General features: G+C 70.9%; 24 protein-coding genes. 14 read left to right on the top strand and 10 right to left on the bottom strand.

Translation table 11 applies throughout. From position 1 onward, the window contains the following. Nucleotides 1-404: 404 nt before the first annotated feature. The 3 genes from ABH935_RS10425 to ABH935_RS10435 form a co-directional block, all read right to left on the bottom strand. Nucleotides 405-614, bottom strand: coding sequence for a cold-shock protein (locus ABH935_RS10425; RefSeq protein WP_012786341.1), 210 nt, complete (start codon nucleotides 612-614; stop codon nucleotides 405-407). Between the two features lie 348 nt (nucleotides 615-962). After that, a complete protein-coding gene (locus ABH935_RS10430; protein ID WP_370377626.1) occupies nucleotides 963-1,490 on the bottom strand; it encodes an NUDIX domain-containing protein in 528 nt (175 codons plus the stop codon). Between the two features lie 170 nt (nucleotides 1,491-1,660). Continuing rightward, nucleotides 1,661-2,743 (bottom strand): MBL fold metallo-hydrolase, encoded by a 1,083-nt coding sequence (locus ABH935_RS10435; protein ID WP_370377627.1) that lies wholly within the window; start codon nucleotides 2,741-2,743, stop codon nucleotides 1,661-1,663. Nucleotides 2,744-2,929: 186 nt separating this feature from the next. Between ABH935_RS10435 and ABH935_RS10440 the strand changes: the two genes are divergently transcribed. From ABH935_RS10440 to ABH935_RS10455, 4 genes are all read left to right on the top strand, one after another. Then, nucleotides 2,930-4,396: an aldehyde dehydrogenase gene (locus tag ABH935_RS10440; protein ID WP_370377628.1), complete on the top strand. Its 1,467-nt coding sequence runs from the start codon at nucleotides 2,930-2,932 to the stop codon at nucleotides 4,394-4,396. A 24-nt stretch (nucleotides 4,397-4,420) separates the two neighbouring features. After that, nucleotides 4,421-4,636: a ferredoxin gene (locus ABH935_RS10445; RefSeq protein WP_370377629.1), complete on the top strand. Its 216-nt coding sequence runs from the start codon at nucleotides 4,421-4,423 to the stop codon at nucleotides 4,634-4,636. An 87-nt stretch (nucleotides 4,637-4,723) separates the two neighbouring features. Further along, nucleotides 4,724-5,674, top strand: coding sequence for a GNAT family N-acetyltransferase (locus tag ABH935_RS10450; RefSeq protein ID WP_370377630.1), 951 nt, complete (start codon nucleotides 4,724-4,726; stop codon nucleotides 5,672-5,674). A 124-nt stretch (nucleotides 5,675-5,798) separates the two neighbouring features. Continuing rightward, nucleotides 5,799-6,821 (top strand): small ribosomal subunit Rsm22 family protein, encoded by a 1,023-nt coding sequence (locus tag ABH935_RS10455; protein WP_370377631.1) that lies wholly within the window; start codon nucleotides 5,799-5,801, stop codon nucleotides 6,819-6,821. 303 nt (nucleotides 6,822-7,124) lie between these two features. Here ABH935_RS10455 and ABH935_RS10460 read toward each other — a convergent pair whose 3' ends face one another. The 3 genes from ABH935_RS10460 to ABH935_RS10470 all read right to left on the bottom strand — a co-directional run bounded on the left by ABH935_RS10460 (nucleotide 7,125) and on the right by ABH935_RS10470 (nucleotide 9,713). After that, nucleotides 7,125-7,610 carry a hypothetical protein gene (locus ABH935_RS10460; RefSeq protein WP_370377632.1) on the bottom strand — a complete coding sequence of 162 codons (486 nt, stop codon included), beginning with the start codon at nucleotides 7,608-7,610 and terminating at the stop codon, nucleotides 7,125-7,127. Nucleotides 7,611-7,650: 40 nt separating this feature from the next. Further along, nucleotides 7,651-8,940: a DUF6745 domain-containing protein gene (locus tag ABH935_RS10465; protein ID WP_370377633.1), complete on the bottom strand. Its 1,290-nt coding sequence runs from the start codon at nucleotides 8,938-8,940 to the stop codon at nucleotides 7,651-7,653. An 89-nt stretch (nucleotides 8,941-9,029) separates the two neighbouring features. Next, nucleotides 9,030-9,713 (bottom strand): TetR family transcriptional regulator, encoded by a 684-nt coding sequence (locus tag ABH935_RS10470; RefSeq protein WP_370377634.1) that lies wholly within the window; start codon nucleotides 9,711-9,713, stop codon nucleotides 9,030-9,032. 257 nt (nucleotides 9,714-9,970) lie between these two features. On the opposite strand from ABH935_RS10470, the gene ABH935_RS10475 reads away from it, so the two are divergent. Genes ABH935_RS10475 through ABH935_RS10485 form a run of 3 tightly spaced genes read left to right on the top strand, consistent with a single transcriptional unit; the run spans nucleotide 9,971 to nucleotide 13,171 of the window. After that, nucleotides 9,971-11,290 (top strand): glycosyltransferase family 4 protein, encoded by a 1,320-nt coding sequence (locus ABH935_RS10475; protein WP_370377635.1) that lies wholly within the window; start codon nucleotides 9,971-9,973, stop codon nucleotides 11,288-11,290. A 1-nt stretch (nucleotide 11,291) separates the two neighbouring features. After that, nucleotides 11,292-12,032: a class I SAM-dependent methyltransferase gene (locus ABH935_RS10480; RefSeq protein WP_370377636.1), complete on the top strand. Its 741-nt coding sequence runs from the start codon at nucleotides 11,292-11,294 to the stop codon at nucleotides 12,030-12,032. Further along, nucleotides 12,029-13,171: a prenyltransferase gene (locus ABH935_RS10485; RefSeq protein ID WP_370377637.1), complete on the top strand. Its 1,143-nt coding sequence runs from the start codon at nucleotides 12,029-12,031 to the stop codon at nucleotides 13,169-13,171. The genes ABH935_RS10480 and ABH935_RS10485 overlap by 4 nt, the downstream gene beginning before the upstream one ends. Nucleotides 13,172-13,248: 77 nt before the next feature. Here ABH935_RS10485 and ABH935_RS10490 read toward each other — a convergent pair whose 3' ends face one another. Beyond that, nucleotides 13,249-14,856, bottom strand: coding sequence for a serine/threonine-protein kinase (locus ABH935_RS10490; RefSeq protein WP_370377638.1), 1,608 nt, complete (start codon nucleotides 14,854-14,856; stop codon nucleotides 13,249-13,251). A 113-nt stretch (nucleotides 14,857-14,969) separates the two neighbouring features. On the opposite strand from ABH935_RS10490, the gene ABH935_RS10495 reads away from it, so the two are divergent. Together ABH935_RS10495 and ABH935_RS10500 are read left to right on the top strand one after the other, a co-directional pair. Further along, entirely contained in the window at nucleotides 14,970-15,449 is a 480-nt protein-coding gene (locus ABH935_RS10495) for a cupin domain-containing protein (protein WP_370377639.1), read from the top strand. Between the two features lie 11 nt (nucleotides 15,450-15,460). Then, the gene (locus ABH935_RS10500) at nucleotides 15,461-16,126 is read left to right on the top strand and encodes a Type 1 glutamine amidotransferase-like domain-containing protein (protein WP_370377640.1); all 666 of its coding nucleotides are present in this window, start codon (nucleotides 15,461-15,463) and stop codon (nucleotides 16,124-16,126) included. A gap of 87 nt (nucleotides 16,127-16,213) precedes the next feature. On the opposite strand, the gene ABH935_RS10505 is transcribed toward ABH935_RS10500, so the two are convergent. Continuing rightward, nucleotides 16,214-16,930: a DUF899 family protein gene (locus tag ABH935_RS10505; protein ID WP_370377641.1), complete on the bottom strand. Its 717-nt coding sequence runs from the start codon at nucleotides 16,928-16,930 to the stop codon at nucleotides 16,214-16,216. 171 nt (nucleotides 16,931-17,101) lie between these two features. On the opposite strand from ABH935_RS10505, the gene ABH935_RS10510 reads away from it, so the two are divergent. Both ABH935_RS10510 and ABH935_RS10515 read left to right on the top strand, forming a co-directional pair. Next, on the top strand, nucleotides 17,102-17,521 hold the full coding sequence (locus tag ABH935_RS10510) for a YciI family protein (RefSeq protein ID WP_370377642.1): 420 nt from the start codon (nucleotides 17,102-17,104) through the stop codon (nucleotides 17,519-17,521). Nucleotides 17,522-17,548: 27 nt separating this feature from the next. After that, nucleotides 17,549-18,874 (top strand): RNA polymerase sigma factor, encoded by a 1,326-nt coding sequence (locus tag ABH935_RS10515; RefSeq protein ID WP_370377643.1) that lies wholly within the window; start codon nucleotides 17,549-17,551, stop codon nucleotides 18,872-18,874. On the opposite strand, the gene ABH935_RS10520 is transcribed toward ABH935_RS10515, so the two are convergent. Beyond that, the gene (locus tag ABH935_RS10520; RefSeq protein ID WP_370377644.1) at nucleotides 18,852-19,469 is read right to left on the bottom strand and encodes a class I SAM-dependent methyltransferase; all 618 of its coding nucleotides are present in this window, start codon (nucleotides 19,467-19,469) and stop codon (nucleotides 18,852-18,854) included. The genes ABH935_RS10515 and ABH935_RS10520 overlap by 23 nt on opposite strands. 50 nt (nucleotides 19,470-19,519) lie before the next feature. Between ABH935_RS10520 and ABH935_RS10525 the strand changes: the two genes are divergently transcribed. Both ABH935_RS10525 and ABH935_RS10530 read left to right on the top strand, forming a co-directional pair. Beyond that, nucleotides 19,520-21,745, top strand: a complete 2,226-nt coding sequence (locus ABH935_RS10525) for an acyl-CoA dehydrogenase (RefSeq protein WP_370377645.1) — start codon at nucleotides 19,520-19,522, stop codon at nucleotides 21,743-21,745. A 42-nt stretch (nucleotides 21,746-21,787) separates the two neighbouring features. Then, nucleotides 21,788-22,981 (top strand): lipid-transfer protein, encoded by a 1,194-nt coding sequence (locus tag ABH935_RS10530; protein WP_370377646.1) that lies wholly within the window; start codon nucleotides 21,788-21,790, stop codon nucleotides 22,979-22,981. 10 nt (nucleotides 22,982-22,991) lie between these two features. Here ABH935_RS10530 and ABH935_RS10535 read toward each other — a convergent pair whose 3' ends face one another. Then, the gene (locus ABH935_RS10535; RefSeq protein WP_370377647.1) at nucleotides 22,992-24,179 is read right to left on the bottom strand and encodes an ROK family transcriptional regulator; all 1,188 of its coding nucleotides are present in this window, start codon (nucleotides 24,177-24,179) and stop codon (nucleotides 22,992-22,994) included. A 212-nt stretch (nucleotides 24,180-24,391) separates the two neighbouring features. On the opposite strand from ABH935_RS10535, the gene ABH935_RS10540 reads away from it, so the two are divergent. After that, nucleotides 24,392-25,783, top strand: coding sequence for an ABC transporter substrate-binding protein (locus tag ABH935_RS10540; RefSeq protein WP_370377648.1), 1,392 nt, complete (start codon nucleotides 24,392-24,394; stop codon nucleotides 25,781-25,783). Nucleotides 25,784-25,785: the final 2 nt, after the last annotated feature.

Raw genomic sequence — 25,785 nt, forward strand, 5'->3', positions numbered from 1 at the left:
GGTCGCCCCCTCGCTGTAGAGCGCCCGCCGGAGGCCTCAAGGTGCCCACCACGCCCGACGATTGCCGCCTACGACATGCGCAGTGACTCGGACCGGCGCGCGGTCGTGTCCGCGAAAACCGCCAGCCGCCAGCGCAACCCACGCCGCACATTTGGACGGCGGTTCCAACAACCGGCGGATCTGTGCCTGTTGTGGGGGAAGTGGCGCTGGTGCGGCACGACGCCGTGGACCTTTCCACAAGCCCGAACCGACCCGCACCAACCCTCCGCGAAACTCGCCCCCACCATGGTCCCCCACATGGCCCCACACGCCCCCCACCCACACCCCCCCACCCCCAACCCCCCCAAAACCCGAGAAACCCCCGCGACAGGCTGTCGCGGGGGCTCTGTGAGTGTTGGGTCAGGTCACTGGGCGAGAGCCCGCACCTTCTCCGCCTGCGGGCCCTTCGGACCCTGGGTGATCTCGAACTCGACCGGCTGGTTCTCCTCAAGGTTCCGGTAACCGGAGCCCTCGATGGCCGAGAAGTGGACGAAGACGTCCGGGCCGCCGCCGTCCTGAGCGATGAAGCCGTAGCCCTTCTCGCCGTTGAACCACTTGACCGTGCCAGTTGCCATGCTGCGTTCTACCTCGGAAATCACTCCCGCTGTGAGCGGGACCGGTGGTGGGGTACCAGCGCCTGTCGCGCGGATACCGGTCGAGCTTGGAGTGAGTCCGGATGTGCTTCATGAACCGACTGCCCAGTGCGACCGTGCGTCACGGTAGCACTACCAGCTCGGCGGCGATAGGTGAAACGGCAAGGTGGGCGCCGTGTCGTCACCCTATCGTCACTCTCGTGGCGGACAGATCCACCCACTTGTGCGCGTCTCGTACGCCTTTCGGGGGCCGTTCCGGGCGTGGTGGCCGGAGGTGTCGGGGGCTCGCGGCGGGTTCGCGGCAGGCGTGTGCGAAGCCGCCGCCCCGGCTCAGCCGAGTCCGGCGAAGAACCGATCGCTCATCTCGGTATGCAGCGGGAAGGCCAAGGGCTGCGCGTGGTCGATCACGACCAACTCCTGCGTCTCGCCGGCGGACAGTTCCCGCACGCGCTCGGGCGTCAGACCGGCCAGATCCTCGATCGGCCGCGGCTTGACCCGGCCGAAGATCAGGATCACGTAGCGGGGGGCGCTCAGCACGTCGGCGAGCTCCACCTCGTCCACCTCGGCGCGCAGCCCGGTCTCCTCCCACAGCTCGCGCACCGCGGCCTCCTGCCAGCTCTCACCCTGCTCGATGAAACCGCCGGGCAGGGCGATCTCGCCGAGCTGCGGCTCGATGCCGCGGCGCACCATCAGCAGGCCGGTCCCGCCGTCCTTCCCGATGATCGGCATCATCACCAGCGCGACCGGCGTCGGGTTCACCCAGGTGGTCTCGCCGCAGTTCGCGCAGGTGCGCGGCCACGGGGAGCCCTCGGCGTAGGCGGTGCCGCAGTAGGAGCAGTGCGAATTGTGGACCGGCATGGTTCATCAGCGTACGCCGACGCTTCAGGGGGTGAACCGTCGCCTCCCCGAAACGAGCCGGACGCGCGCCCGCGCCCGCGCCGTGAGCACGGGGACGCGGACGCGTTGTGGACGCCCTACGCCCCGCGCCCAGCCCGCCCAGCCGCCCCACGCGCCCAACCACGCGCCCCTCAGCCGAGCGAGAACTCGATCGGCTCCGTCGACGCCAGCCGCACCCGTCCCGTCAGCACCAGGTGCCGCAGATGCGACCCGGCCTCCCCCAACGCCAGATGCCGCGCGAAGGTGTCCAGGCGCTCCCAGCCCTTGTTCCACTCCATGTGCTCGGTGATGTTCCACAACGTCTTCGGCCCGGCGGCCAGCTGCCCCTCGATCTGCTCCAGGCGCCGGACGTGGTGCTCGGCGATCTCCGCGGCGCGGCCCGGGACGTCGTCGAAGGGCGCGCGGTGCGCCGGCAGGGCCCGCGTGGTCTTCAGCCGCGCGACCTTCTCCAGCGAGGCGAGGAAGTCGCCGAGCGGGTCGGAGGTGCCGACCACGTGGTCGTCGTAGACCGTGACCGCCGGCGTGATGCCGGGCAGGACGTGGTCGCCGGTCAGCAGCGCCCCGGTGTCCTCCAGGTGGAAGCAGGTGTGGCCGGGGGAGTGGCCGGGCGTCCAGACGGCGCGCACCGCGCGGCCGGGGACGTCCATCAGCGCGCCGTCCTCGATCAGGATGTCCGGTACCGCCGGCTTGGCGCCGGACGGGATCGCGGCCGCGGCGCTCGCGACCGCCTCGGCCGGTGCGCCGCACAGCTCCAGCAGCCTCTTGTAGCGCTTGGTCCACGGCTCGCGCTCGGCGGTGCGGACCATGTCGACGACCTTCGCGTCCTCCCCGTGCAGCGCCACCCAGCAGCCGCTCAGTTCCCTGATGCGCCCGGCGAGCCCGTGGTGGTCGGGGTGGTGGTGGGTGACCAGGACGCCGCGGACGTCGGACACCGACGTGCCGACGGCCTCCAGGCCGCGCTCCAGGGCCGCCAGCGACACCGGGTCGTCCCAGCCCGCGTCGACGAGCACGGGGCCGCCGTCCTTCGTCTCCAGGGCGTACACGAGGGTGTAGCCGAGGGGGTTGTCCGGGAAGGGGACGCGGATCGACCAGACGCCGGGTGCCTCCGCGACGGGGGCGTCCTTGCCGGGAGCGTCTGCGCCAGGGGTGTCCGCGACGGGGCCGTCCGTGCCGGTCGGCTCAGCACTGTCCTCGGCGGCCGGGGCGTCCGTCATGGTGGTGCTCCTTCGTTCGGCGCGTTCGGCGGTGGTGAGAACACGTTCTCATGACTAGTTAGCGAGGCGAAAGGTTCGCTGGTGCCCCGTGCGGTCAGACGCTCATTGAGGTCGTCCGGTGGAACTGATATCTGTTCTAACAGACCGCCTTCTGACGGCCTGTCAGCATCACGGAGAGGTGAACGCATGGGCACCGTGACCGAGCACCGGAAGCTGTTCATCGGCGGCTCCTATGTCGATCCGGCCACGACCGCCACGCTGGAGATGGTCTCGCCGGTCACCGAGGAGGTGTTCGGGCGCACGCCCGAGGCGGCGCCGGCGGACATGGACCGCGCCGTGACGGCCGCGCGGCGGGCCTTCGATTCCGGGCCGTGGCCGCGGATGAGCGTGGCCGAGCGGGTCGAGATCCTGCGCCGGCTCCGGAACCAGTACGAGGCCCGGGCGGACGAGCTGGCGCGGCTGATCAGTGCCGAGACCGGGTCGCCGTACTCGTGGTCGATCATGGGGCAGGTGTGGGCGCCGATCGTGATCTGGGACTACTTCCTGGGGATGGCGGCCGACTATCCGTGGGAGGAACTGCGCCAGGGGATGCTCGGGCCGACGGTGGTGCGGAGCGAGCCGGTGGGGGTGGCGGCGGGGATCGTGGCGTGGAACGTGCCGCAGTTCATCACGGTGAGCAAGATCGCGCCGGCGCTCGTCGCGGGCTGTGCGGTGGTGGTGAAGCCGTCGCCGGAGACGGCTCTGGACGCGTATCTGTTGGCGGATATGGCGATCGAGGCGGGGCTGCCGGAGGGGGTGCTGAACATCGTCCCGGCGGGGCGCGAGAACAGTGCCTATCTGGCTGCGCATCCGGGGCTGGACAAGATCGCCTTCACCGGCTCGACGGCCGGTGGTAAAGCGGTTTTGGCCGCCGCCACTCCGAACCTGACGCGGGTGACTTTGGAACTCGGCGGGAAGTCGGCGGCGATCATCCTGCCCGACGCGGATCTGGGTACTGCGATTCCCGGGTTGCTGCCGAACGCGTATATGAACAACGGGCAGGCGTGTGTCGCGCAGACGCGGGTGTTGGTGCAGCGGGACCGATACGCCGAGACGGTCGAGGCGATGGCGGAGGCTGTCAGGGGACTGAAAGTCGGCGATCCGCTCGATCCGGAGACGCAGGTCGGTCCGCTGGTCGCCGAGCGGCAGCGGGATCGGGTGGAGTCGTACATCGCCAAGGGCGTCGGCGAGGGCGCGCGGGTGGTGGTCGGCGGTGGGCGTCCGGCGGATCTGCCGAGGGGGTGGTACGTCGAGCCGACGTTGTTCGCCGATGTGGACAACCGGATGGTGATCGCGCAGGAGGAGATCTTCGGGCCGGTCGTGGCGATGATTCCTTATGCGGACGAGGAGGACGCGGTCCGTATCGCCAACGACTCCGACTACGGGCTGTCGGGGTCGGTGTGGTCCTCCGATGTCGAGCACGGGTTGGACGTCGCGCGGCGGGTGCGGACCGGGAACTACGGGATCAACACGTTCGGGATGGAGTTCAACTCCCCGTTCGGCGGGTTCAAGCAGTCGGGGCTCGGGCGCGAGTTCGGGCCCGAGGGGCTGCGGGCATATCTGGAGACGAAGACCATGCACCTGCCGAGCGGGTACACCCCTGAAGGGTTTTGAGCGGTGTCGGAGACCAAGTGGCGTGTGACTGTCGATACGGACCTGTGCATCGGGTCCGGGGGGTGCGTTTTGCGCGCGCCGGAGGGGTTCGAGTTGGACGCGGCGCGGCAGTCGTGTCCGCGGCACGAGGTGATGGGGGCATCGGAGGCGGTGCTGGACGCGGCGGAGAACTGCCCGGTGGAGGCGATCGCGATCGTGGAGGAGGGGAGCGGGGCGCCGGTTTTTCCGCCGGCTGACTAACGGCGCCGCTGTGCGAGCTCCCTGCGCGGCCGAAATTACTTGACTCAGTCATTGACTCAGTCAAGTAAGGCTGCCTAGCATGGCCGCATGGTGGATCTCGCGCCCGCGGTGGCGGCCGTCCGTTCGTTCAACCGGAGCTACACGAAGGTCATCGGCGTCCTCGACGAGGGGCTGTTGAAGAGCCCTTACACCCTGACCGAAGTCAGGGTCCTGTTCGAGGTCGCGCACGCCGGCCCTGACGGTGCGAGCGTCGCCCGGATACGGGAGGACCTCGGCCTCGACGCCGGCTACCTGAGCCGCATCCTGGCCCGCTTCGACGGCGAGGGCCTGGCGGTGAAGGGGCGCGCGGCGAGCGACGCACGGCGCGGGACCGTCGCCCTGACGGAGCGCGGACGCGGGGTCTTCTCAGGGCTCGACGAGCGGTCGAGCGAGCAGGTCGCGGCATGGCTGTCGCGGCTCGGCGCGGGGGACCGCGGGCGGCTGGTCGAGGCGATGGGGCAGATCGGCGGTCTGCTGGACTTCGAGGCGGGGACTCCGTCAACGAACGGCGTGACCCTGCGGCCCCCGCGCGCCGGCGACTACGGCTGGGCGGTGGAGCGTCACGGGACCCTCTACGCGACCGAGCGCGCCTTCGACGAGACCTTCGAAGCGGACGTGGCCCGCATCGTCGCGGACTACGCAAGCTCCCACGACCCGGAGCGCGAAGCCTTCTGGATCGCCGACGCACTCGGCCGCCGCGTGGGCTGCGTGGCTTGCGTGCAGCGCCCGACAGACGACGGCGTGGACACCGCCCAACTCAGGATCCTGCTGGTCGAACCGACCGCCCGCGGCCTCGGCGTCGGAAGGCGCCTGGCCGAGGAGTGTGTGGAGTTCGCCCGCAAGGCCGGCTACCAGCGCATGATGCTGTTCACGGTCGACGGCCTGACGGCGGCCCACAAGATCTACCGCACGCTTGGTTTCGAGATCACGCGCCAGGCGGCGGTCGAGATGTGGGGGCACCACCTGGTCGAGCAGGAGTGGCAGCTGGAGCTGGGGTAGGCGCCGGGCGTCGCCGCTCGGCCCGACCCCTGCACCCGCACTGCCGAACGAACAAGCTGCCCCCTGCGCGCCGTCGCCGTCCATGCGCGAAGCGGCGCGTGCCGGATGGCAGGATGGTGCCGCCATGGACCTGCCCACCGATCTTGCCGCCGCGCTCGACGCCGCTACCGCCGACCTTCCGTTGCGTGAGTTGGAGGCATCGGTTGACCGGCTGATCGCCCGCTATCGGGCGCCGGGCCACGCCGATCGGCCGATCCTCGCCGGGCGCGTTGATGCCGCTGCTTATGCGGCGTACCGGATGCCGGCTACGTGGGGTGCGGTGCGGGGTGCGCTTGCGGCGGCGGGGGCTCGGGTGGCGGGGTTGGCGCCGACGAGCCTCGTCGACGTCGGGGGTGGGTCGGGGGCGGCGGCTTGGGCTGCTGCGGGGGTGTTCGGTGCGTCGCTTCGGGACGTCACCGTGCTCGATCAGGTACCGGAGGCGCTGGAGTTGGGGCGGCGGCTGGCGCGTGATGCCTTCGCGGGCGCTTTGCGGCATGCGGAGTGGCGGCAGGTGCGGTTCCCGGCGGGGGTGCCGGCGGCGGATCTCGTGACCGTCTCGTACGTCCTCAGCGAGTTGGCGCCGGACGCGCAGGAGGCGCTCGTTCGCGCTTCGGCCGCCGGGGCCGAGACCATCGCGGTCATCGAGCCCGGGACGCCCGACGGCTACCAGCGCATCATGGCGGCGCGCGACGTGCTGGTCGGCATGGGGCTGCGGGTCGCGGCGCCGTGTCCGCACTCCGACGCCTGCCCGCTGCTCGGCACCCGCGACTGGTGCCACTTCGCCTCACGCATCCACCGCAGCCCGCTCCACCGCCGCCTCAAGGGCGCGGACCTCGGCCACGAGGACGAGAAGTACGCCTACGTCGTGGCGACCCGCCTGCCGGTCCCGGCCCCGACGGCATCCCAGGCGCGCATCCTGCGCCACCCGCAGATCCGCAAGGGCCTGGTCATGATGCAGCTCTGCCAGCCGGACGGCACGGTCGCCCAGACGCTCGTCTCCAAGCGCCAAGGCGACACCTACCGCGCGGCACGCGATGCCGACTGGGGCGATGAGTGGGGCGCGGCACAGCCGGCAATGTCGGAAGGCCCGCAAGCCTCGGCGGGCTGAAGGATCGCCCCGGCGACCGGCGACCGGCGACCGGCGACCGGCGACCGGCGGCAGTCGGCAGTCGGCAGTCGGCAGGCAGCGGCGGGTGGCCGGCGACCGGCGGCGGTCGGCAGGCAGCGGCGGGCGGCCGGCGCGACCAGCAGCAGTCGGCAGGCAGCGGCGCGCGGCCGGCGATCGGCAGCCGGCAGCCAGCGGCGGGCGGTCGGCGACCAGCGGCGGTCGGCAGGCATCGACCGGCGACCGGCGGTCGGCAGGCATCGGCGGGCGGTCGGCGATCGGCAGCCGGCAGCTAGAAAACCACGCTCAGTCCCGCACGTACCGCACCCGCTCGCGCTCCCGAGCCACCACCACGGCCCGCTCCGTAACCGCCTCCGCGTCCGGCCGCGCCGTGTCCAGCTCCCGCTGCCGCCGCAGCACATACGTCCCGGGCCCAATACCCGAGTACGCGTGCTCCGGATGCGCCAGATACGCCACCGCGCCCTCCGCCACGGTCAGCGTCCCGAGGTCCAGCCCGGCGCCCTCCCCGTCCCCACTCGCCGCGTCGAACGCCACCGCGCCCGCCGCGCCCTCCGCGAGCAGCGTGTGCGTGTGCCCGCCGAACTCGCCGCGCACCACCGGCAGCCCGGCGCGCGGAATCGCCGCCGTCGCCGGCCCCAGCGCCGGCCGCGGTACGACCATCACGTCGCCCTGCGCCTGCAACCCGGTCAGCACCGGAATCGTCATCTGCCGATCGAGATGCTCGTCCACGTCGATGCCGTGGACCTCGATCGCCTCGCCGAGAGTCTTCATTCTCCGTGATCTCCCCATGGTTTCCGTATCGCCCGAAGCCTCAAGCACGCCGCTCAAGGCCCGCATACTCCTCCGCCGTCAGCCCGTAGCCCCAGGCCGCGGCCCCCAGCGCCGCCCGCACCGTCACCGGCACCAGCAGCCCGAACGTGTGTCGGCCGCCGCCCAGATCCTCCGTGCCGTTCGTGCACACCAGCACGTTCGCCGCCATCCCCCACAACTTCCCCGGCACCGAGTACAGCGCCAGCCGCTGCCCGGCGTTGCCGGGGTCGGCGCACTCATCGACCAGCTTCAGCCCGGCCTCCCCGGTGAACCGCGACCAGCCCAGCGCCTCGATCGCGCAACGCCGCACCTCGACGTTCTGCTCGGCCGCGATGCGCGCGACCGTCGGCTCCAGCACCGCCCAGCGCGGCACGATCCGTCCGTGCCAGAAGTACGCGCTGAAACCGCCCGGATACGCCAGCGCCGGGCCGTCCTCGGCGTGCAGGCGCCCCTCCCGGTCGACCTTGCGGAGCGCCGGACGGTCGCAGACCACTGCCACGTCCCGGAACGGCCACCACCACCCGGCCGAGCGGGCCACGCGCACCAGCCCCTCGATACCGGCCACCGAACCCTGCGCGTGCAGCCGGGCCAGCGCGTCGTGCAACGCCAGCTCCTGCAACCCCTCGCGCTGGTTCCGGGCCCAGGCCAGGGTCGCCCTCACCTTGCCGTAGGACGGCGTATGGCGGCGGCGCGCGTCTTCGTATTCCTTCTCCGCCGACGCGCCGAGCGCCTCCAACGCCATCCGTACGCCGAGCCGGCGCTGCCCGAGCGCCCCGTGGCTCCAGAACGCGTGCTGCCCCCACACCTGCATCGAGGCCTTGGCGCGCGCGCCCTCGATCCGCCGCTCGGCCAGTGTCAGGCCGTCGGCCTCGGGCGTCCTGGCGTTCCGGGTGGTGAACGCCAGCCCCAGTGCCGCCGAGCGGACGGCGGTGTCCACGCGCTCGCGCTCCGAGAACCGTGTCCCGGCCTCAGCCTGCTGCCAGTGGCGGTTCTTGTGAGTGTTCCCGGTCGACCGCCGTGCGCGCTGCCGCGCCTCGGTCCACACCTTCGCCGACGCTCGCGACGTGAAACCGGACACCACCGTGGCGATCACCGCGCCCAGCGCCGGATCCGGCGCCCACACCACGGTGCGCGGCGGCTCCAGCCCCGCGGTCTCGTACGCCAGGGCGATCCCGAACTCCGCCTCGTACCGGTCGGCCGGCTTCGTGCACGCCGAGACGTCCAGCCACTCCCGCCGCACCGCCGGCAGGCCGCGCAGCCATTCACCGAGCTGGGAAGTCTGGATCTCCATGTCGTCACCCCCTTCGCGACCCGATGGTGACAGGGGTTTGCGAAGGGTGACGATCGCTTTTCAGCGCAACGGCTTTTTGCCCCGCGTCATCATTGCGCGGCGGCGGCCGAAGCGGACCCGGCGGCTCCGGCGGCCGCGTTGATCGCAGTGGCCTGCGAAACCAGCGTGCACGCCGTGTCGATGTCCGCCTTCACCTGCGAGATCGAGGCCCGCCCGGACAGCCAGGTGATCAGCGTCGAGTGCCACGTGTGCGTCACCACGCGCACCGCCGCGAGCTCGGCTCGGGTCAGCGGCCGGCCGGAGTGGACGGCGTCGGCGATGACGTCGGTGATCAGCCGGTTCACCGAGTCCACCTCGGCGGACACCGAGCGGTCGGCGAACGTCAGAGCGCGCATCATCGCCTCGGCCAGGTGCGGCTCGCGCTGTAGCGCCTTGAAGGTGCGCATCAGGGTCTCGGCCACGCGCTCGCCGGGGTCGGCGCTCACCGGGGGCTTGCGGCGCAGCTGGTCGTGCAGCTGCTCCAGCTGGTCCTGCATGGTGGCCACGAGCAGGTGGATCTTGGACGGGAAGTAGCGGTAGAGGGTGCCCAGGGCCACCTCCGAGAGCTCGGCGACCTCGCGCATCTGCACCGCGTCGAAGCCGCCGCGGGCCGCCAGCTGCTGGGTGGCGCGCAGGATGCGCTGGCGGCGGGCTTCCTGACGCTCCGTCAGGGCCGGGACCGGCGACGACGCCGAAGCGGGGGTGCCGGCGGGGGCCGACGCGTCAACCGACATGGGCTTTCCTCAACCTCGATAGACTCTGCGAACGCGGTTCCGATCCTGGCCACAGCGGTTCACGGACGGTGTTCGCCGTGGTAGCCGGATGTGAACCGTCTGTGAACTGTGTCACGTCCCAACTCTGCCACCTGCGGCGCGGGCGAAGTAGGAACTTGTTCTAGATTAGCGCCACGGATTATGCTCCGTTGACCCGCTCGTGACGCCGTCTAAGCCGTGAAGGCGGGACACGGACTTACGGAGCGAGGTGATAGAGCATGGCCCACACGCCACTGCGCATAGCCTTGCTCGCGTATAAGGGGAACCCCTTCTGTGGAGGTCAGGGCGTCTACGTCCGGCACCTCTCCCGAGAGCTCGCCCGCCTGGGCCACACCGTCGAAGTCCTGGCCGGCCAGCCGTATCCGGTGCTGGACCCCGAACCCGGCGTCAAGCTCACCGAGATATCCAGCCTGGACCTGTACCGCCAGCCCGACCCCTTCCGCACCCCCAAGCGCGACGAGTACCGCGACTGGGTGGACATGCTGGAGGTCGGGACCATGTGGACCGCCGGGTTTCCCGAGCCGCTGACCTTCTCGCTGCGCGCGCTGCGCCACCTGTCCGGGCGCAAGGGCGAGTTCGACGTGGTCCACGACAACCAGTGCCTCGGCTACGGCCTGCTCGGCATGCCGCGCCTGGGCTTCCCGACGCTGGCGACCATCCACCACCCGATCCAGGTGGACCGCGAGCTGGAGCTGGCCGCCGCGCCGACCAGGGGCAAGCGCGCCTCGGTGCGCCGCTGGTACGCCTTCACCAAGATGCAGACCCGGGTCGCGCGGCGGCTGCCGGAGATCATCACCGTCTCGTCGTCCTCCGCCGCGGAGATCGGCCAGTATCTCGGGGTCCCGCAGCGGCGGATCAGCACGATCCCGATCGGCGCCGACACGGACACCTTCTCCCCGGATCCCTCGGTGGCCAAGGTGTCCGGGCGCATCGTGACCACCGCCAGCGCCGACGTCCCGCTCAAGGGACTGCTCCCGCTGGTCGAAGCGCTGGCCAAGGTGCGGGTCGAGATCGAGCACGCGCATCTGGTCGTGGTCGGCAAGGCCCGCCAGGACGGCGTCGTCGCCAAGGCGATCGAGCGCCTGGGCCTGGGCGGCGCGGTGCGCTTCGTGCACGGCATATCAGACGCCGAACTCGTCGACCTGATCCGCTCGGCCGAGGTGGCCTGCGTGCCGTCGCTGTACGAGGGATTCTCGCTGCCCGCGGTCGAGGCCATGTCCTGCGGGACCGCGCTGGTGTCCACCACCGGCGGGGCGATCCCCGAGGTGGCCGGCCGGGACGGCGAGACCACGTTGGCGGTGCCGCCGGGGGATCCGTCGGCGCTTGCCACCGCCTTGACCCGGGTGCTGGGGGACGTGGAACTGCGGGCCCGGTTGGGCGCCGCGGCACGGGAACGTGTTCTGGAGAAGTTCACGTGGCGGGCCGCCGCGATCGCCACCGCCGAGTGCTATCGGGCGCTCATCGAGGCCGGCCGGGATCCGGTCGACTGGGACCGCATGGCCGCCGACAGGCTCCGTGGAAGAAAGGCAGGGGTCTGACGTGCTCACCGTGGACTTCGAGAAGTTCCCGATCGCCAAGGGCGAGAAGGTGCTGGACATGGGGTGCGGCTTCGGCCGGCACGCCTTCGCGCTGCTGCGTCAGGGGGCTGACGTGGTCGCCCTGGACTACAGCCAGGACGAGGTCGCCGAGGTGACCAAGTGGTTCGGGGCGATGCAGCTGGCCGGCGAGGTGCCGGCCGGGGCCGGCGCGATCGCGGTCCGCGGTACCGCCTACGGCCTGCCGTTCGCCGACGCCACCTTCGACGCGATCGTCGCCGCCGAGGTGCTGGAGCACCTGCCCGACGACCGGCTGGCGATGTCCGAGCTGGTCCGGGTGCTCAAACCCGGCGGCCGGCTGGCGGTGACCGTGCCGCGCTGGTTCCCGGAGAAGGTCTGCTGGGCGCTGTCCGACGCCTATCACGAGGTCGAGGGCGGCCACATCCGGATCTACAAGCGGCGCGAGATGGTCGAGAAGCTGCGGGAGGCCGGCGTGGTGCCCAGCGAGCTGCACCACGCGCACGCTCTGCACGCGCCGTACTGGTGGCTCAAGTGCGCGGTCGGCGTGGACACCGAGAACGCGCCGGTGAAGGCGTACAAGAAGCTGCTGGAGTGGGACATCATCAAGGCCCCGGCGATCACCCGCGTCAGCGAGACGCTGCTGAATCCGGTGCTGGGCAAGAGCCTGGTCGTCTACGCCACCAAGCCCGCCACCAAGCCCGCCGCCACCAGCCCCGCCGCATGACGGTGGGGTCCGCACCGGCGGCCGAAGGGCTCACCGCCGCGGTCGAACTGCTGGCCGGCGAAGGCGTGCTGAGCGCCGACCAGATCCGCGCCACCGCCGAGGGCATCGCCGCGCTCCAGCGGCCGGACGGCGCGATCCCCTGGTTCCACGGCGGCCACCTGGACCCCTGGGACCACATCGAGGCGGCGATGGCGCTGGACGTGGCCGGACTTCCGGAGCCGGCGCTGGCCGCCTACCGCTGGCTGGCGGCGTCGCAGAACGCTGACGGTTCCTGGTACGCGGCCTACGCCGACGCCCCCCAGGGCGTCACCGAAGCGACCAACCGGCTGCGCGAGACCAACTTCACCGCCTACATCGCGGTCGGCGTCTGGCACCACTTCCTGGTCACCGGCGACGAGGAGTTCCTGGCCGAGATGTGGCCGCCGGTGCGCCGGGCGACGGACTTCGTGCTGCGGTTGCAGACCCCCGGCGGCGAGATCGTGTGGTGCAAGGACGAGCAGGACCGCGACGCCGACGAGGCGCTGCTGACCGGCTGTTCGTCGATGTACCAGGCGCTGCGGTGCGCGCTGGCGATCGCCGAGCAGGTCGGGCACGGCCGGCCGGACTGGGAGCTGGCGTGCGGGCGGCTGGGCCACGCGCTGACCGGCCATCCGGAGCGGTTCGCGGATAAGGGCACGTATTCGATGGACTGGTACTACCCGGTGCTCGGGACGGCGCTGCGCGGCGCGGCGGCGGAGCGGCGGATCGCAGAGGGCTGGGACACCTTCGTGGTGCCGGGGCTCGGGGTGCGGTGTGTGACGCCGAACGATTGGGTCACCGGCGGCGAGACCTGCGAGTTGGCGTTGGCGCTGTGGGCGGTCGGCGACGTGGAGCGTGCGCGGACGTTGCTGCGCGACATCCAGCACCTGCGCGACGAGGCCGACGGGATGTACTGGACCGGCCGCGTCTTCGAACCGGACAAGGACGGGAATCCGCCGGCGATCTGGCCGCAGGAGAAGACCGCCTGGACCGCTGGCGCGCTGTTGTTGGCGCTGGCGGTGCTCGCCGAGGACAAGGCGACGGTCGCCGTGTTCGGCGGGGACGGGTTGCCCGAAGGTCTGCCGGTCGCGTGCTCGGTCGCGGAGTGCGTGGCGGCCTGAGTGCAGCACGGTCGCAGCTCGATCGAGCGAGCTGCGACGTGCCCTGATACTTCTTGGTACCGCCTGATGCCGTCGGCTCAGCCGTTGCAGGCCTTGTTCACCGCCGCGATGTCCTTGGTCGTCTGCGGAATCGTCTGACTCATCCCGTTGGTGTCGTCGTTGGCGTAGTCGTCCGCGAACGTGTTCCAGCTCGACGCCTCGTTCTGGATCGCGGTCTTCACCGCCGGGTCGGTGGCCAGTGCGGCGTCGGCGTCCAGCTTGTCGGCGAGGTCGTGGTCGGCGTTGATCTGGTAGTTCTTGTCGCCGGTGCCGGCCGGGTTGGAGGCGTTGAAGGCGTTCAGGTCGCGGTTGGCCTCCGCGCAGCCGGCCTTGACGCCGTCCGGGCTCGGCGGCCCGCTGGACGTCGACGTGTCCTGCGCAGGGGCGGCGGAGTCGGTCGTCGGCGCCGACGTGGACGGAGACCCGGTCGGGGTGTCCGTGCTGGACATCGTGGACGTCGTGGCGTTCGTGGGGTGGTTCGGTCCGGCCGTTGGCGAATTGTGGTGCATCAGCTGCGTGGCGCCGAGCGTCGCCAGCACCGCGACCACGGCGACCGCCGCGACCACGGCGGCGATCTTCGCCCCGCTGCCCTTGCGTGGCGGCGGGTTCAGCGCCTGGCTGGCCAGGTACGGCGCCGGCTGCGGTCCCAGCGCCGGGTAGGGGTTGGGATTCGACGTGCTCGCCGGGTTGGTCGGGTGCAGCGGATTCGCCGGCCGGATCCCCGGTATCGGCGCCTGCGGGGTCGGAGTCGCTACCGCCGTCGGCGTGGTGGCGCCGGCGGCAGCGAAGGCGGCGCCGAAGCGCGCGGCGCTCGTGCCACCGGTACCGCCGTCGTTCAGCATCGCCAGCGCGGCCTGTACCGTCGGGCGCTGCGACGGGTCCTTGGCCAGCAGCGCGGCCAGCAGGGCGGTCAGCCGCCCGGCGTTCTTCGGCGGTGCCGGCTGTTCGAACAGCACCGCGGTCATGGTGGCCGTCGGCGAGTCGCGGCGGAACGGCGAGACGCCCTCGACCGCCTGGTACAGCGTCACGCCGAGGGAGAACAGGTCCGAGGGCGGACCGGCCTCCTCGGCGCGGGCCCGCTCGGGCGCGAGGTACTCCGCGGAGCCGATGACCGCGCCGGTCATCGTCAGGGAGCTGTCGCCCTCGGCCTGGGCGATGCCGAAGTCGGTGAGCAGGACCCGGCCGTCCTTGGCCAGCAGCACGTTCGCCGGCTTCACGTCGCGGTGCACGATGCCCTTGGCGTGCGCGGCGGCCAGCGCGCGCAGCATGGTGTCGGCCACCTTCGCCGCGTTCTCCACGCTCAGCGGGCCGTGCTCGGTCAGGTGCTCGTCCAGCGAGCTGCCGGTCACCAGCTGCATCACGATCCACGGCACGTCGTCGTCGATCACCACGTCGTGCACGGTCACGATGCCGGGCTGGTCGCGCAGCCGGACGGTGTTGCGGGCCTCGCGCTCGGCCCGGCTCAGGCGCTCGGCCAGCTGCTTCTCAGAGAGCATGAAGGGCAGCGAGACCTCTTTGACGGCCACGTCGATGCCCAGCGTCTGGTCGTGGGCGCGCCACACGCGGCCCATGCCTCCCGAGCCCAGCCGGTCGACCAGGCGATACCGCCCGCCGACCAGGCGGCCGGGTTGTGAGTTCTCAGGCATGATTTGTATCCCCCACAAGATCCCCCCGGGGCTACTGTGTTTCCGACATCGGACAGACTACGGAAGCGGCGTGTTGATCACATCCGCCGAAGTACTCAGGAAGGGATGAGTGAATGTCCTATCCGGACCCGCGCTACTTCGCCGACACCGGTGAGGTCAGCGCCGCGTTCCGACCGGCCGATGCCGAACCGGAGATCGCCTTCGCCTCCGGCGGTACCTGCAGCCTACTGTCGACCTCCGACGGCACCGACGGCTTGTACGGGCTTTACCGCTGGGACTTCGCCGCGGCGCCCAGCGGCCCCGGCACGCACTTCCACAAGACGATGAGCGAGGCCTTCTTCATCCTGAAGGGCGCCGTCCGCCTGTTCAACGGCGAGAAGTGGGTGGAGGCCACCCCCGGCGACTACCTGTTCGTGCCGCCCGGCGGCCTCCACGCGTTCCGCAACGAGTCCGGCGAGACCGCCTCGATGCTGCTGATGTTCGCCCCCGGCGCGCCGCGCGAGAACTACTTTCGCGGGCTGGTGGAGGGGTTGCAGAACGCGGCGGGGCAGGCGTTCTTCTTGGAACACGACCAGTACAACGTCAAGGACTGATAGAGGGCCCCATGAAGCTTCTCCTCACCTCCGGCGGCGTCAGCAACCAGAGCATCCGCGACGCGCTCGTCGACATGCTGGGCAAGCCCATCGCCGAGTCCACGGCCCTGTGTATCCCGACCGCGATGTACGGCATGCCCGGGACCGCCGTCATGACGTGGCGGCAGATCGCCGGGCAGACACCCACCCCGATGGTCGAGCTCGGGTGGAAGTCGGTGGGGATGCTGGAGCTGACCGCGCTGCCCAGCATCGACGAGGAGAACTGGGTTCCGCTGGTCCGGGAGACCGATGCCCTGCTGGTGTGCGGCGGCGACGTCCTGTATCTGCACCACTGGATGCGCGAGTCCGGCCTGGCGGATCTGTTCCCGTCGTTGAGCGAGACGGTCTATGTGGGGCTGAGCGCCGGCAGCATGGTGATGGCCCCGCACGTCGGGCAGGAGTTCGTCGGCTGGAAGCCGGCCGCGGGCGGCGACAGCGCGCTGGGCATGGTCGGATTCTCGATCTTCCCGCACCTGGACAACGTGATGTGTCCGGAGAACACCATGGCCGACGCTGAGAAGTGGGCCGCGCGTGTGCCGGTGCCGGGATACGCGGTCGATGACGAGACGGCTATCAAGGTGGTGGACGGCGTCGTCGAGGTCGTCTCCGAGGGGCACTGGAAGCTTTTCGACCGCTGACCGTGAGGGCGGCTCGGACGGATCATGCGGATCGTGCGGATCACGCCGGCTTCGAGAAGCACGCCGGCATGATCCGCCGCTTCACCGTCAGAACGGTTCCCGTTTCCCGGCGGTGAGCTGCACCCACTGCGCCGTCGGCCGGCCCTCGACCCGGAACTGGTCGCCGGTGACGCCGAACTCCTTCGGCCAGCCTTCCGGCGAGTCCTCCCACGTTTCCTGGCGGCCGTAGACCGTCTCGTCCAGGATCGCGTAGCTCGGCGCGGCGCGCTCCACGCCGCGGCCGGTGGTCCAGTAGGTCTCGAACACGCGGTCGTCCTGGCGCAGGTAGCTCACGCGCATGCCGAACCAGCGGTCGGCCAGCAGCTGCTCGGCCGAGTCTCGGGCCGAGTACCACGGGACGTCCCAGTCCAGGAAGTCGTGGTAGGCGCGGCTCTGCTCGTAGGGGCCCTGGGAGAAGATCGCGTACGTCACGTCGCGGGAGTGCAGGTAGGACAGTTCCTGGACCTCGGCGGTGAAGAAGGTGCAGCCCTCGCACTGGTCCTTCGGGGAGCGGTCGTCGTGCCACATCGCGTAGTAGACGGTCAGCATGCGCCGGCCCTCGAAGACGTCGAGCAGCGGGACGGCGCCCTTCTCGCCGACGACCGGGATGGACGGGTCCACCTCGACCATCGGCAGCCGGCGGCGGGCCGCCGCGAGCTTGTCACCCTCTCGGGTGTGCGCCTTCTCGCGGATCGCGAGCTCGTCGAGCTGCGCCTGCCAGCTCTGGCGGTCGGTGATCTGCGGTAGCGGGGGAGTGTTCTCCATGAGTGCCTCCGGATCGGTTTTGGGATCGGTCCCTCGATTCAGACGATCCACGCGGTGCGAACTCATCGGTGCGAGCTTAAAGTGTGGACCTCGTGTCGATCCGGGCCCCGCGCCGTTCGACCTAAGGGTGCGGGGCCGAACCGGGCCCGCACGAACCGAAGGAGCGCGACCATGAAGTACATGCTGATCTTCCGTGCCGACGACAAGGCCCTGGAGTCGATGGCGACCACCGACTTCGCCGAGATGATCGACAAGGTCGGCCGGATGAACGACGAGCTGATCCGGGCCGGCGTGCTGCTCGCGGCCGAGGGCCTGGCCGGGCCCGAGGAGAGCGTCGTCGTCGACTACTCCACCGAGCCGCCGGTGGTCACCGACGGTCCGTACGGGGAGACGAAGGAGCTGTTCAACGGCTTCTACATCCTCAACGTGGCCTCGCTGGAGGAGGCCGTGGAGTGGGCCAAGCGCTCGCCGATCACCGGTCCCGGGTTCAAAACCGAGATCCGGCGCGTGACCTCGATCGACGAGATGCCGCAGGACAACGAGTGGGTCAAGAAGGAGCGCGCGTGGCGCGAGGCCACCGGGCAGCTGTGAGGGCGTGAGCCTGCGAGCCTGTGCACCATGACTGATCTGACCGGCCGGGCCGCCGTGGCGGCGGTGTGGCACATCGAGTCCGCCCGCATCGTCGGCGCGCTGGCCCGCTACACCGGCGACTTCGCGCTGGCCGAGGACGTGGCGCAGGAGGCGCTGGCCGAGGCCCTGGTCACCTGGCCGCGCGAGGGCGTCCCGCGGCAGCCGGCCGGCTGGTTGCTCACCGTCGGTCGGCGGCGCGCGATCGACCACTTCCGGCGGCACGCCGTCCAGGACCGCAAGTACGCCGTCCTCGCCCAGGAGCTCGGCGAGGGCGGCGTGGCCGCCGGCGGCGCGCCGATCGACCCGCTGCGCGACGGCGAGGCCGGGTTGTGGGACCCGGACCAGATCGACGACGACCTGCTGGCGCTGATGTTCGTCTCCTGCCATCCGGTGCTCTCCCGCGAGGCCCGGGTCGCGCTGACCCTGCGCGTGGTCGGCGGCCTGACCAGCGACGAGATCGCCAAGGCGTTCCTGGTGCCGACGGCCACCGTGCAGGCGCGCATCACGCGGGCGAAGAAGACGCTGGCCGCGGCCGGCGTCCCCTTCGATGTACCGCCGCCGGAACAGCGCGCTGAGCGGCTGGGCTCGGTGCTGACCGCGGTCTATCTGATCTTCACCGAGGGCTCGTCGGCCAGCGCGGGCGACGCGCTGATCCGGCAGGACCTGGCCGGCGAGGGGTTGCGGTTCGCGCGCATGCTGACCCGCCTGGTGCCCGACGAACCGGAGGCGCACGGCCTGCTGGCGCTGATGGAGCTGACCGCCGCACGCTTCCCGGCCCGCGTCGGTCCGGACGGCGAGCCGGTCCTGCTGGCCGATCAGGACCGCCGGCGCTGGGACCACGCGGCGATCCGGCGCGGTCGCGCGGCCCTGGCGCGGGCGCAGCAGAGCACCCGTGGCCTCGGCGCTTATGGCTTGCAGGCGATGATCGCCGAGTGCCACGCCGTCGCGTCCTCGATCGAGGAGACGGACTGGGAGAAGATCGTGTCGCTCTACGACGCACTCGCACGCCTGGCTCCGTCGCCGGTGGTGGAGCTGAACCGCGCGGTCGCGGTCTCGATGGCCCGCGGCCCCGCCGCCGCGTTGACGATCGTGGACGAGCTGGCGGCGGCCGGGACGTTGGGGAATTTGCATCTGCTGCCGAGCGTGCGCGGGGAGCTGTTGATCCGGCTCGGGCGCTTCGACGAGGCGCGTGGGGAGCTGGAGCACGCGATCAAGTTGTGCGGGAACGAGCGGGAGCAGGCGGTGTTGTGGGGGAAGCTCGCCGACCTGGACGCCGGACCCGATCTGACCGCTAGACCCGGCGCAGCACCCTGAGCGAGCCCGTCACCGATTCCTCGACGAAGTCACCCGACTCCAGGGCCCGCAGGTAGATCCGGTACGGCGCCTGGCCGCCGTCCTCCGGGTTCGGGAACACGTCGTGGATCACCAGCAGGCCGCCGGGCGCGACGTGATGGGCCCAGCCCTCGTAGTCGCCCTGCGCGTGTTCGTCGGTGTGGCCGCCGTCGATGAAGCACAGGCCGACCGGCGTGTTCCACAGCCGGGCCACGACCGGGGAGCGGCCGACGACCGCGACGACGCGGTCCTCGACCTTGGCCGCGTGCAGGATACGGCGCATCGTGGGCAGCGTGTCCATCAGGCCGACTTCGGGATCGACCAGGTCCGGGTCGTGGTACTCCCAGCCGGGCTGCTGCTCCTCGGAGCCGCGGTGGTGGTCGACCGTGACCACCACGCGGTCGGCGGTGGCGGCGGCCGCGGCCAGGTAGATGGTCGACTTGCCGCAGTACGTGCCGATCTCCAGCAGGTCGCCGACCTTCGCGGCGCGCTCGGCCGCCTCGTACAGGGCCAGGCCCTCGTCGGCGGGCATGAAACCGGGGGCGGCTTCGGCGGCGGCGCGCAGCTGGTGATCCATGGCGTCACTCTATCTTCCGGATAACTGGAACGTGTTCTACTATCCGGCACGTGGCATCAGTGACCGCCGGAATCGGCTCCATAGGGATCACCAGTGAGCACCGCGAGCTTGCCGAGGCGGTCAGGGGGTGGTTGGCACGGGCCGTGCCACCGGCTGCCGTCCGCGCCGCGCTGGACGCTGAGCAGGAGGAACGCCCGGAGGGCTGGGGCGATCTGGCGAAGCAGGGCCTGCTCGGCGACCACCTGCCGGAGGAGGTCGGCGGTGCCGGTGCCGGGCTGCTGACGCTGGCCGTCGTGGTGGAGGAGATGGGACGCGCGGCGACGCCGGGGCCGTTCCTGCCGACGGCGATCGCCGGGGTTTTCCTGACCGAGAGCGGCGGGAAGGGCTGCGCCGATGTGGTGCGGGGGATCGCGGACGGCAGCGTGATCGCGGCTGTGGCGATCGGTGCCGGGACGGTGGTCGCCGAACCCGTCGAGGGCGGCTACCGGCTCACCGGCTCGGTAGAACCGGTTATCGGCGCGGCGCTCGCCGACTGGCTCGTGCTGACCGCGCGGAGGTCCGACGGCTCCGAAGTCCAGGCGGTCGTCGCGGCGGCGGATCTGGACATCAGCCCACTGATCTCGCTGGATCGGACGCGGCGGGTGGCGAAGGTCTCGGCCGACAGTGTGATGGTGGCGCGCGAAAGGGTGATCGTCGGCGCCACCGCGGTCCTCGACCGTATTGCGGCGCTTCTAGCATCCGCCGAGGCGGTCGGCATCGCGGACTGGTGCACGCGTACCGCCGCCGAGTACGCGAAGGTCCGGGTCCAGTTCGGCAAGCCGATCGGCCAGTTCCAAGGGGTCAAGCACCGGTGTGCCGCCATGGTCGCGCGGACGGAGCAGGCGCGCAGTGCGGTCTGGGATGCTGCGTTTGTCGCCGGTGCTGCCGGGGAGGCCGGAGAGGCCGGTGCTGCCGAGGACGTCGAGGTCCCGATCGCCATCGCCGCCGCACTCGCCCTGGACGCCGCCGTCGAATGCGCCAAGGACTGTATCCAGGTCCTCGGCGGAATCGGCTTCACCTGGGAGCACGACGCGCACGTCTACCTCCGCAGGGCCCTGACCCTCCGCCAGGTCCACGGCCCCACCAGCCGCTGGCGTGCCCGCGTCGCCGAACTCACCGCCGCCGGCCGCCGCCGCGAGCTCAAGGTCGAGCTCCCCGCCGAAGCCGACGCCTACCGGGACGCGGCCCGCGAAGCCTTCGCCGCGGTCAGGGACCTGACTCCCGCTGAGCAGCGCAAGGCGCTCGCCGCGACCGGCTACGCCGCGCCGTACCTCACCAAGCCCTACGGGCTGTCGGCCGGGCCGGTCCAGCAGATCGTGATCGCGCAGGAGATGGCGGCGGCGAAGGTACGGCTGCCCGATCTCGTCATCGGCAACTGGGTGGTCCCGACGCTGGTCAAGTACGGGACGGACGCGCAGCGCGAGCGCTTCGTGCTGCCGACGCTGCGTGGCGAGGTCATCTGGTGCCAGCTGTTCAGCGAGCCCGGCGCCGGGTCCGACCTCGCCGCGCTGACTACCCGTGCGACTCGCGTCGAGGGCGGCTGGCGGCTGGACGGGCAGAAGGTCTGGACGTCGGTCGCGAACTTCGCGCAGTGGGCGATCTGTATCGCGCGTACGAGCCCTGACAAGCCCAAGCACGAGGGGATCACGTACTTCCTGGTCGACATGAAGTCGCCGGGGGTGGATGTGCGGCCGCTGAAGGAGATCACCGGCGCCTCGATGTTCAACGAGGTGTTCCTCGACGGCGTTTTCGTGCCCGACGAGCTGGTGGTCGGCGAGGTGGACGGCGGGTGGCCGCTGGCGCGGAACACGCTGGGGAACGAGCGGGTCTCGCTCGCTTCGGGGCCGGTGCTCGGAGGTTCACTGGAGGGGCTGCTGAGTTCGGTGGCGGCGCGCGAGGAACTCGACGCGGTGGTCGCGCAGAAGCTCGGCGAGCTGATTTGCCAGGGGCAGTCCGCCGCGCTGCTCGGGCTGCGGACGACCCTGCGGCAGTTGTCCGGGATGGAGCAGGGTCCTGAGGCAAGCATCAGGAAGCTGATTTCGATGAAGCTCGCGCAGGACGTCGCCGAGCTCGGCCTGGACCTGTTGGGCGCGGCTGGTGCGACCGAGCAGCCGGGAGCTGCGGCCGGTTGGACACAGGCCTTCCTGTCCAGCCGCTGCCTGACGATTGCGGGTGGTACCACCGAGGTCCAGCTGAACGTGATCGGGGAGCGGATCCTCGGCCTTCCTCGTGACTGAGACTGAACTCTGACTCTGAACTCTGATAAAAGGGGCGTAACGGTGAACAAGGTCTACGTCGTCGGCGTCGGCATGACGAAGTTCGAGAAGCCCGAGACCCGGCAGTGGCGCTACTTCGACATGGCGCGGGAGGCCGGCTCAGCGGCGCTGGCCGACGCCGGCGTCGGCTACGACAAGGTCGAGCAGGTGGCCGCCGGCTACGTCTTCGGCCCTTCGACGTGCGGCCAGCGCGCGGCGTACGAGCTCGGGCTGACCGGCGTGCCGGTGTACAACGTCAACAACAACTGCGCCACTGGCTCGACCGCGCTACTGATGGCCGCGCAGTGGGTCGGCGGCGGGCTCAACGAGTGCGTGCTGGCGCTGGGCTTCGAGCAGATGAAGAAGGGTGCGCTCGGCGGCGGCATGAACAACGACGACTTCGCCGCCTCGCCGCTGGCCCGGCACTACACGCTGATGGCCGAGCTGCACGAGTTCGAGGCGACGCCGCCGACCGCGCAGATCTTCGGCAACGCCGCCCGCGAACACATGGAGCGCTACGGCACCACCGCCGAGCAACTGGCGATGGTCGCCGCCAAGAACCACCGGCACTCGGTGCACAACCCGAACGCGCAGTTCCAGGCCGAGTACTCGGTGCAGGAGATCCTGGACGCGCGAGAGATCCACCGGCCGCTGACCAAGCTCCAGTGCTCGCCGACGTCCGACGGCGCAGGCGCGGCGGTGGTGGTGAGCGAGCGGTTCGTGGAGGAGCACGGGCTGGGGGACCAGGCGGTGGAGATCGTCGCGCAGGCGATGACGACCGACACCGCCGAGGCGTTCGAGACCCGGACCTGCATCGACGTCGTCGGCCGGCCGATGAGCCGGGATGCGGCGCGCAAGGTCTACGACGCTTCTGGGCTGGGGCCGGACGACCTCGACGTGATCGAGTTGCACGACTGCTTCTCCATCAACGAGCTGATTACCTACGAAGCGCTCGGGCTGTGTGGGGAAGGCGAGGGCGGCAAGCTCGTGGCCGACGGCGCGACGACCTACGGCGGCCGCTGGGTCGTGAACCCCTCCGGCGGGCTGATCTCCAAGGGGCATCCGCTCGGTGCGACGGGACTGGCGCAGTGTGCTGAGATCTCCTGGCACCTGCGTGGGCTGGCCGGGGAACGGCAGGTCGAGGGTGCACGCGTCGGGCTGGCGCACAACATCGGGCTCGGCGGCGCGGCGGTCGTGACGTTGTTCCGGAAGGCGTGAGCGCAGCAGTCTAGGACCCCATAGCCGCCAACAGTTTCTCGTCTGTCTCGCCCAACACCATCGCCACCGCCCCGAGCGCGCAGGCCTGCGGCCCCAGCGAGCCGACCTGGATCGTCATCGCGTCGCCGGCCAGCGGCAGCGACGCTGTCGCCGCGGCCTCGCGCAGCGGCCCCATCAGCAGCTCGCCTGCCGCGGACAGCGCGCCGCCGATGATGACGCTCTGCGGGTTCAGGATGTTGCCGAGCATGCCGACCGCGCGGCCGGCCATCGTGCCCGCGTCCGACAGGGCTCTGATGCAGCCCCGGTCGCCTTGCCAGCCCATGGTGATCACGTTGCGCAAGGTCAGGCGGTCGCCGTAGGCCGGTTCCAGTGCGCGCATCACGACCGGCAGTCCGACGAACGTCTCCAGGCAGCCGCGGTTGCCGCAGCGGCACAGCGGCCCCGTGGCGTCCACGACCAGGTGGCCGATCTCGCCCGCGCCGCCGTTGACGCCGCGGGTCAGCTGGCCGTTGGAGACGAACGCGCCGCCGACGCCGCCGTGCAGCTTCATGTACACGAACTCGTCGCAGCCGCGGGCCGCGCCCCAGCGGCGTTCGGCCAGGGCGCCGAGCTTGGTGTCGCCGTCGGCCAGGACCGGGAGGTTCAGGCGGGCGCCGAGTTCGGCCGCGACCGGGATGCCGGCCCAGCGGGAGGGCATGCCTGAGCTGGGGACGCCGCGGGCGGTGTCGAAGGGGCCCGGGACGCTCACCCCCACGCCCAGGATGCGGCTGGGGTCCGTGCCGGCCTCGTCGATCGCGGTGCGGACCAGGTCGGCGGCGACGTCGAAGCCCTGGCCCGGGTCGTAGCCGACCGGCAGGCGGACCGACTTGGCGATGCGGACCGCGTGCGCCACGTTGGCGATGATCACGTGGACGTGGCGGTAGCCGAAGTCGACGCCGATCGCCTCGCCGCTGGCCGGGTTGAGCATCACGGCGGCGCCCGGGCGGCCGGCGCCGCCGCCCGCGGGGGTGAGTTTGGCGTCCAGTTCGACCACCAGGTCGTCGGCGACCAGGGCGGCGATGATGCCGGAGACCGTCGAGCGGGACAGGCCGACCGCGCGGGCTATGTCGGCGCGGCTCATCGTCCCGCGCTCGCGCAGCAGCCGTACGACGGCCAGTCGGCTGCGCTCGGCACGGGACTCCGTCGGTGGCGTCCTCATGGGACTGAAGGATGCTGCGACTGGGCCCGATTAGTCAAGGATCAAACAAATTCAGGGGTTGAAGCCCCGGTTAGTTCGGTGGAATTTGTTCGTCCATCACGGAATCGCAACATGCTTGACGCCTTCATTTCGTCGCCTTTACGTTTCCCGCAACGCCGCCCCACTTCAAAAACGACAGGTCCCTCACTCGAGTCGATGAAAGAAGGCTGATCATGGGTGCACGCCCCCACCGGTCCGTCACGGTTGTCCTGGCCGTGGGACTGGCCTCCGGCCTGGCACTGGCCGGTTGCTCCTCCAGCTCCTCCAAGCCCTCGGCGGGTTCCACCTCCGCCGGCGGGGGCTCGTCGTCGAGTTCGTCCTCGGCCGGCGGTTCCACGGCCTCGGGGCCGGCGCTGCCGGACCTGTCCGGCAAGTCGATCCAGGTGCTGGCCGAGTGGTCGGGGACCGAGCAGCAGGACTTCCAGAAGGTGATCGACGCCTTCACCGCCAAGACCCACGCCAAGGTCAGCTACCAGGGCGCCGGCGACCAGACGCCGACCGTGCTGCGCAGCAAGCTGGCCGGCGGCGGCGCCCCGGACGTGGCGCTGCTGGCCCAGCCCGGCGCCATCGCGCAGTTCGCCAAAGCCGGGCAGATCAAGCCGCTGGCCGCCAACGTGATCTCCGAGATCGACGCGAACTACGACCCGAGCTGGAAGAAGCTCGGCACGGTCAACGGCCAGGTCTACTCGATCATGTTCAAGGCCGCGAACAAGTCGACGTTCTGGTACAACACCGCGCAGTTCCAGCAGGCCGGCGTCACGCCGCCGAAGACCTGGGCCGACTTCCTGAAGGCCTGCCAGACGCTCTCCGACGCCGGCATCACCCCGGTCTCGGTCGGCGGCGCGGACGGCTGGACGCTCACCGACTGGTTCGAGAACGTCTACCTGTCCCAGGCCGGCGCGGACAACTACGACAAGCTCACGCACCACCAGATCCCGTGGACCGACCCGACCGTGGTCCAGGCGCTGACCACGCTGAAGCAGCTGTTCGGCAACGACCCGTTCATGGCCGGCGGCAAGTCCGGGGCGCTGCAGACCTCGTTCAACGACTCGGTCACCCAGACCTTCAAGAGCCCGCCGAAGGCGGCGATGGTCTACGAGGGCGACTTCTCCGGCTCGGTCATCACCTCGACCACCTCGGCCAAGCTGGGCACCGACGCCAAGTTCTTCCCGTTCCCGGCGGCCGGCTCGCTGACCAACTTCGTGGACGGTGGCGGCGACGCCGCGCTGGCCACCAACGACAGCCCGGCGACTATGGCGTTCATCCAGTTCCTGGCCTCGCCGGCCGCCGCCGAGGCGTGGGCCTCGGCCGGCGGGTTCGTCTCGCCGAACAAGAACGTGCCGATGTCCTCGTACCCGGACGACACCACGCGCGCCGAGGCGCAGATGCTGATCGGCGCCGGCGACGGCTTCCGCTTCGACATGTCCGACCAGGCCCCGGTCGGGTTCGGCGGCACCAAGGGCGCCGGGGAGTGGAAGGACCTGCAGGACTTCCTGAGCAGCGGCGACGTCAACGGCACCGCCGCGCAGCTGGAGAAGGACGCGGCGAAGGAGACCTGGCAGTAGCC

The sequence above is a fragment of the Catenulispora sp. GAS73 genome (assembly GCF_041262085.1).
In the GTDB taxonomy this organism is placed as follows: domain Bacteria; phylum Actinomycetota; class Actinomycetes; order Streptomycetales; family Catenulisporaceae; genus Catenulispora.